We start from the raw sequence: 8,518 nt of genomic DNA on the forward strand, positions 1-8,518 counted from the left end.
GCCGTCAGCCCCGCACGCCCCAGATACCCACGCGCCAGCTGCGGACCCGCCACGTACAACTCACCGGCCACCCCCACCGGAACCGGGCGCAGCATCTCGTCCAGCACATAGGTACGCAGACCCGGGATGCCCCTGCCGACCAGGCTGGCGGCACGCTGCGCGCCTGCCATCGCCGCGTCCAGCGCCAGGTAGCTGACGTGAACGGTGGTCTCGGTGATGCCGTACATGTTCACCAGTACCGGAGCGTCGTCATGATGGCGCTCGTACCAGCCCCGCAGCCGCCCGAGGTCCAGCGCCTCTCCACCGAACACCACAGTACGCAAGGCCAGTTCCGCACCCAGCCGCGGATGCTCCGCATCGGCCTGCATCAACTGGTAGAACGCCGACGGCGTCTGGTTGAGGACGGTCACCCTTTCCCGCACGAGCAGCTCCAGGAACTCCCGCGGGGACCTGGAAACCGCGAAGGGAACCACCACCAAGCGGCCACCGTGCAGCAGCGCCCCCCACAGCTCCCACACCGAGAAGTCGAACGCGTACGAGTGGAACCACGTCCAGACGTCATCGGGTCCGAAACCGAACCAGTCGTCCGTGCCCGCGAACAGATGCACCACATTCGCATGCGGTACGACGACGCCCTTGGGGCGGCCGGTGGATCCGGAGGTGTAGATCACGTACGCCGGGTGGCCGGGCAGCAGCGGTGTCCGCCGCTCCCCGTCACTTACGAGGCCGCCACTCAGAGCGGCCTGGTCGGCCTGGACCTGCGGATCATCCACCAGGACCCAGTCCGGACCAGGGAAACCGTTCGACCCGTCGCCGTTCTTGAGCGCGGGGGTGACCTGGCCCGCGACCTTCGCGGTGGTCAGTACCGCTGCCGGTGCGGCGTCGCGCAGCGTGTCCGCGATCCGCTCGACCGGGTAGTCCGGGTCGATCGGTACGTATGCGCCACCGGCCTTGAGGATCGCCAGCAGCACCACGATCAGCTCCGGGGAACGCTCCATCAGAACCCCGACCAACGTCTCCGGACCCACCCCACGACCGATGAGCAGCCGCGCCAGCCGACTGGACCGCTCGTCCACCTCCCCGTACGACAACCGGACACCCTCACCCACCACCGCAACCGCATCCGGCGTACGCACCACCTGCGCGGCGAACAACCCCGGCAACGTCGCAGCCGACAGGTCCGGGGTCTGCGGTGTGGTGTCGTTCCACTCCGTCAGGACCCGCCGCAACTCCGTCTCGTCCAGCAACTGGATACGGCCGACCGGCTGGGCCGGGTCCGCGGTCACCGCCTGCAGCACCCTTACCAGCCGCTTGGCGAAGGCATCGACGGTCGCCTGGTCGAACAGGTCCGTCGCGAAGACGATTCCGCCCTCCAGGCCAGCCGGCGTGCCGTCGGCGCCGAACCGCTCGTAGAGCTGGACGTCCAGGTCGAACTTCGCCGCCGGCCTGCCGCCCGGATACGCCTCGACCCGCAGGCCAGGCAGTTCCATACGGGTCTCGGCATTGTTCTGCACGGCCAGCATGACCTGGAACAGCGGGTGGCGGGCCGTCGAGCGTGCCGGGGCCAGCTCCTCGACCAGCCGCTCGAACGGCACGTCCTGGTGCTCCAGCGCTCCCAGGCCGCGCTCCCGGACCCGGCCCAGCAACTGGCTGAACGACGGATCTCCCGACACGTCGGTGCGCATCACCAGCGTGTTGACGAAGAATCCGACGAGTTCGTCGAGTGCCTCGTCCGTGCGCCCGGCCACCGGGGTGCCGATCGGGATGTCCTCGCCCGCGCCCAGCCGCGACAGCAGCACCGCCAGCGCCGCTTGCAGCAGCATGAACATCGTCACGCCCTGCTCGCGCGCCAACTCCACCATGCGCGCGTGCAGTTCGCGGGGAACGCGTACGCCGGCGATGCCGCCGTGGTGGCTGACCATCGCGGGACGCGGCCGGTCCAGCGGCAGGGCGAGCTCTTCGGGTGCTCCCGCGAGTACGTGCCGCCAGTACGCAACCTGCCGCGCGAGCAGGCTGTCCGGGTCGTCTGCCTGGCCCAACAGCTCGCGCTGCCACAGCGTGTAATCCGTGTACTGCACCGGGAGCGGCTGCCACGAAGGCTCCCGTCCCTCGCAGCGTGCCGTGTAGGCGGCGGACAGATCCCGCCACAACGGCACCAGCGACCAGCCGTCCGAGGCAATGTGGTGCATCACCAGTACCAGTACGTAGTCATCCGGCCCCACCACCAGCAGCGTCGCCCGCAGCGGCAACTCCGCGGAGAGATCGAACGCGTGGTCGGCGGCCTGTGCGATCAGTTCGTCCGGGTCCTCTGCAGTGGCCTCCGCCACGGACAACTGCGGGTACGCAGCCCGGTCGGAGATGACCTCCTGATAGGGCTGACCGTCCACCGTGGTGAACACCGTGCGCAGGCTTTCGTGCCGTTCGACGAGGTCGTGCAGCGCCGATTGCAGCGCCCGTTGGTTCAACGTGCCGGACATCCGCACGATCGACGGGAGGTTGTACGTCGCTCCGCCGTGGACTTCGTTCAGGAACCACAAGCCACGCTGGGTAAAGGACGCAGGGATCACGACAGTTCCTTACTCGGGTGCGACATGCGCCGGAGGGTCGGGCGTACGCGCTGTGTGGAATCAAGACGGCCGGCGATCCCGGCGACGGTCGGGGCGGTGAACACCTCGCGGATCGATATCTCCGCGCCGAGGAGCGACCGGATCCGGCTGATCAGTCGGGTCGCCAGGAGGGAGTGTCCGCCGAGGTCGAAGAAGTTGTCGTCGACCCCGACCGAGGGCAGGCCCAGGACGTCGGCGAACGCCGAGCAAAGGATCTCTTCACGCACGGTCGCCGGTCCCCGGCCCGCACCCGCGGCGGTGGTGTAGTCGGGGGCGGGCAGGGCCCTGCGGTCCAGTTTCCCGTTCACGGTGAGTGGCAGCGCGTCCAGGACCACCATCGCCGACGGCACCATGTACTGCGGCAGCCGCTGGGCCGCGAACTCCCGCACGTCCGCGGTGTCCACACCCTCCCCGGCCCGCTGATCCGGGACGCCGTCATCCGCCGGTCCGGCCGCAACGAGGTAGGCGACCAGCCGCTTGTCGCCGGGGGTGTCCTCCCGTACGACGACGGCGGCCTGTCCGACCTGCCGGTGTCCGGCCAGGACGGTCTCGATCTCGCCCGGCTCGATCCGGAACCCCCGGATCTTGACCTGATCGTCGGCCCGGCCCACATACTCCAGCACACCCCGGGCACTCCAGCGCACCAGATCGCCCGTGCGGTACATCCGCTCACCCGGCTCCCCGAACGGACACGCCACGAACCGCTGCGCCGTCAGCCCCGCACGCCCCAGATACCCACGCGCCAGCTGCGGACCCGCCACGTACAACTCACCGGCCACCCCCACCGGAACCGGGCGCAGCATGTCGTCCAGCACGAACACGCGGGTGTTGTCCGCCGGGCGGCCGATCGGGACCACCGCCCCGTCCCCGACCGCATCACACACCCACCCGGTGACGGCGATCGTCTCGGTCGGCCCGTACAGGTTGTGCAGCAGCACGTCCCCCAGCACGGCACCGAACCGGTCACGCAAGGCCGGCGAGAGCGCCTCACCCGCGCAGATCACGGCCCGCAGGCTGGTGCACTCGGCCGCCGTGGAGGAGTGCAGGAACACGTCGAGCATCGACGGCACGAAGTGCGCGAAGGTGATCTGTTCGCGCGCGATCAGGCCGGCGAGGTACTGCGGGTCACGATGTCCACCGGGCCGGGCCACCACGACCGCCGCGCCCTCGAACAGGGGCCAGAACAGTTCCCAGACCGACACGTCGAACCCGAACGGGGTCTTGTGCAGCACCCGGTCGTCGGACGACAGCCCGAACTGGGACTGGAGCCAAGTCAGTTGGTTGGCCAGGGCGCGGTGGGGGACCACCACGCCCTTGGGGCGGCCGGTGGAACCGGAGGTGTAGAGCACGTACACCGGATGGTCGGGCAGCAGCGCACCCCGGCGGTCCGCGTCCGTCACCGCAACCCCGTCCAGACCACCCAGCTCCGCCTGGACCCGCGGATCGTCCAGCACGACCCACGTCCCATCCCTGTCCACACCGCTCAGTCCCGCACCGATCTGCGCGGCGAGCTGCGCGGTGGTCACCACCGAGACCGGCGCGGCATCACGCAAGGTGTCCACGATCCGCGCCACCGGATACTCCGGGTCCAACGGCACATACGCACCACCGGCCTTGAGGATCGCCAGCAGCACCACGATCAGCTCCGGGGAACGCTCCATCAGAACCCCGACCAACGTCTCCGGACCCACCCCACGACCGATGAGCAGCCGCGCCAGCCGACTGGACCGCTCGTCCACCTCCCCGTACGACAACCGGACACCCTCACCCACCACCGCAACCGCATCCGGCGTACGCACCACCTGCGTATGGAGCAGTTTCGGCAGGCTCTCCTGAGGCAGCTGCCGGGCGGTGTCGTTCCATTCCGTCAGCACCCGGCGCGACTCGTCGCCGTCCAGCACCTCGATCCGGCTGACCGGCTGGGCCGGGTCCGCGGTGACGGCATCCAGTACCCTGACCAGCCGCTTGGCGAGGGACTCGGCGGTCGCCTGGTCGAACAGGTCCGTCGCGAAGACGATTCCGCCCTCCAGGCCAGCCGGCGTGCCGTCGGCGCCGAACCGCTCGTAGAGCTGGACGTCCAGGTCGAACTTCGCCGCCGGCCAGACGTCCGGATACGCCTCGACCCGCAGGCCAGGCAGTTCCATACGGGTCTCGGCATTGTTCTGCAGGGCGAGCATGATCTGGAACAGTGGTTGGTGGGCCGTCGAGCGTGCCGGGGCCAGCTGCTCGACCAGCTGCTCGAACGGCACGTCCTGGTGCTCCAGCGCTCCCAGGCTGCGTTCGCGCACCCGGGCGAGCAGTTCGTCGAACGAAGGATCACCCGACACGTCGGTGCGCAGGACGAGCATGTTGACGAAGAATCCGACGAGTTCGTCGAGTGCCTCGTCCATGCGTCCGGCCACCGGGCTGCCGATCGGGATGTCGTGGCCCGCGCCCAGCCGCGACAGCAGCACCGCCAGCGCCGCATGGAGGAGCATGAACATCGTCACGTCCTGCTCGCCCGCGAGTCTGACCAGCTGGGCGTGCAGTTCGGCGGGGATCTGCAGGCGGACCGCACCGGCGCGGTGGCTGGCCACCGCCGGTCGCGGCCGGTCCAGTGGCAGGGCGAGCTGTTCGGGTGCTCCCGCCAGTGCGTCGTGCCAATACCCCGCCTGCCGGGTCAGCAAGCTGTCCGGGTCGTCTGCCTGGCCCAGGAGCTCGCGCTGCCACAGCGTGTAATCCGCGTACTGCACCGGCAGCGGCTGCCACTGCGGTTCCTCGCCCCGGCGACGGGCCGCGTAGGCCGTCGCCAGGTCGCGTGCGAGCGGGGCCAGCGACCAGCCGTCGGCCGCGATGTGATGCACCACGAGCAGCAGCGCATGCCGCTCAGGGGCGAGCGCGTAGAGCTCCGCCCGGATCGGCAGTTCGGCAGCCAGGTCGAAGCCGCGCTGGGCCCCCTCAGCCAGCCGGTCGGCCAACTGTTCTTCGTCGAGCTCGGCCACCGTGAACTCCGGGTCCGCCTCGTCCGCACTCAGCACGAGCTGGTACGGCACGCCGTCGGCCTCGCGCAGGACCGTCCGCAGGCTCTCGTGCCGGGTGATCACGTCGGTGAACGCGGCCCGCAGCGCCGCCCGGTCGAGTTCGCCGTCCAGGCCCAGCGCGAGCGGCACGTTGTAGGTGGCGCTCGGCCCGTTCATGCGGTGCAGGAACCACAGGCGTCGCTGGGCGAAGGAGAGCGGGATCCGCTCGGGGCGCGGGCCGGCGGTCAGTGCGGGCCGCTGCGTCACGGAGCCGTCGAGGCGGGCCGCCAGGGCGGCCACGGTCGGGTGCTCGAAGAGGGTGCGCACCTCCAGCTCCGCGCCGAAGGCCACCCGGACCCGGGAGGCCAGACGGGTCGCCAGCAGGGAGTGCCCACCGAGGTCGAAGAAGCTGTCCTCGACTCCGACCCGGGGCAGCCCGAGCACGTCGGCGAAGAGTTCGGCGAGCAGCTGTTCCTGCGGGGTGCGCGGTGCCCGCCCGGTCCCGGCCGTCCCGAGGTCAGGGGCGGGCAGGGCACGGCGGTCGAGCTTGCCGCTGGCGGTCAGCGGCAGCGCGTCCAGGACCACGAAGGCCGACGGCACGAGGTGCTCGGGCAAGCGGCTGCGCAGCCGGTCGCGGAGGTCACCGATGAGGGCGCCACTGGTGCGGCTCCCGGTCGGGCGGTTGGTCAGCGCGGACAGCGTGGCGCCCGTGCCGCCGGCGGGCCGGTACGCCCCGGCCGGGGCCTCTCCCGGTGCTCCGGCGAACAGCACGTCCAGGGCGTCGGGCTCGTCGGACGACCAGCTGATGTTCACCCGGCGGCCGATGTCGTCGCCGAGCGCGTACAGGTCCTCGGGATCGGGCCCGCTGTCGTCCTGGCCGTGCAGCCTGCCCAGCAGCTCGGCGAGTGTGCCGTCCCCGTTCTGCACCGCCCGGGCCAGCGCCGCCTCGACCGCGACGCGCCGGTTCGGCACCCCGGTGATGTGCACCGGCTCCGGCCCGCGCCGGGCGAGCAGCTCGCGCAGTTCCGCGAGGTCGGCGACGTCCCGGCCCCACGCCAGTCCGTGCGGTACGGTCGGCACCGTCGGCACGGCCGACTGCTTGTGCAGCGTGACGTCATAGCGGTAGCGGGACAGCTCGTTGTGGTGTCGGCCGCGCTTGATCTCCACGGTCACGGCACCGATGCCGGTGCCGCGGTCGCGCAGGACTGCGAAGAAGTCCGGGTCGACCAGGAGTTCCTTCTCCACCAGAAGGGCCTGCTCCACGGCGCGGCGCACCGAGGACAGGTCCGCGCCGTCTGTGGCCCGGTGCAGTTGGACGGCCGTGACCAGCGGTCTCTGCAACCGCAGGTTGCGGACGTCGCCGACGAAAAGCGCGCCGCCGGGGGCGAGCAGTCCCATCAGCCGGTCCACCACCTCCGCGAGGTAGTCGGCGGACGGGAAGTACTGCACCACGGAGTTCAGCACGATGGTGTCGAACTGCCCCGCCGGAAGCCCGTCGGTGTCGTGCGCCGGGCGGCGCTGCAGCACGACGCGCTCGGCGAGGTCCTCCTGCCGGGCCACCTGGGCGGCCAGCGCGTCGATGGTGGTGGCGGAGAAGTCGGTGCCCCAGTACGTCTCGCAGTGCGGTGCGACCTGCGAGAGGAGCAGGCCGGTGCCGACACCGACTTCCAGGACCCGGCGGGGGCGCAGAGCCAGGATGCGTGCCACGGTGGCGTCCCGCCACTCCTGCATCTGCTCGGCCGGGATCGGCTTCGCGTCGTAGCTGCTGTTCCAGCCGACGAAGTTCTCACCGAAGGCGGCTTCCTCGGGTGCCGTGGGCAGGGCGTCGTAGACGTCCTGCCACGCGTCCACGTGATCCGCTTCGAGGCCGCTGTCCCGAGCCGTTTCCTGGCGCGGGACGACGTAGCCGACCAGCCGGTCGTCCTGCACGAGGACGGCGGCCTGGGCGACCGCAGGGTGCTCGGTCAGCGCCGCCTCGATCTCGCCCGGCTCGATCCGGAACCCCCGGATCTTGACCTGGTCGTCGGCCCGGCCCAGATACTCCAGCGCACCCCGGGCACTCCAGCGCACCAGATCGCCCGTGCGGTACATCCGCTCACCCGGTTCCCCGAACGGACACGCCACGAACCGCTGCGCCGTCAGCCCCGCACGCCCCAGATACCCACGCGCCAGCTGCGGACCCGCCACGTACAGCTCACCGGCCACACCCACCGGAACCGGGCGCAGCATGTCGTCCAGCACGAACACGCGGGTGTTGTCCGCCGGGCGGCCGATCGGGACCACCGCCCCGTCCCCGTCCGCATCGCACGCCCACCCGGTGACGGCGATCGCGGCCTCGGTCGGTCCGTACAGGTTGTGCAGTGGCACGTCCCCCAGCACGGCACCGAACCGGTCACGCAAGGCCGGCGAGAGCGCCTCACCGGCGCAGATCACGGCCCGCAGGCTGGTGCACTCGGCCGCCGTGGAGGAGTGCAGGAACACGTCGAGCATCGACGGCACGAAGTGCGCGAAGGTGATCTGTTCGCGCGCGATCAGGCCGGCGAGGTACTGCGGGTCACGGTGTCCACCGGGCCGGGCCACCACGACCGCCGCGCCCTCGACCAGGGGCCAGAACAGTTCCCAGACCGACACGTCGAACCCGAACGGGGTCTTGTGCAGCACCCGGTCGCCGGACGACAGCCCGAACTCGGTTTGCATCCAGGCCAGTTGGTTGGCCACTCCGTGGTGGGGGACCACCACGCCCTTGGGGCGGCCGGTGGAACCGGAGGTGTAGAGCACGTACACCGGGTGGTCGGGCAGCAGCGCACCCCGGCGGTCAGCGTCCGTCACCGCAACCCCGTCCAGACCACCCAGCTCCGCCTGGACCCGCGGATCGTCCAGCACGACCCACGTCCCATCCCTGTCCACACCGCT

1 protein-coding gene and 1 pseudogene are annotated in these 8,518 nt (G+C 70.8%); both read right to left on the minus strand.

Features of this window, described 5'->3' with window-relative positions; all coding sequences use genetic code 11:
* Positions 1-2,537: non-ribosomal peptide synthetase (locus tag ACZ7OO_RS43830; RefSeq protein WP_471512979.1), on the minus strand; the 2,537-nt coding region annotated here is incomplete at its 3' end.
* Positions 2,538-2,628: 91 nt separating this feature from the next.
* Positions 2,629-8,518: pseudogene (locus ACZ7OO_RS43835) on the minus strand (amino acid adenylation domain-containing protein); the annotation flags it as partial.

Source organism: Streptomyces sp. NPDC111744 (assembly GCF_055634995.1).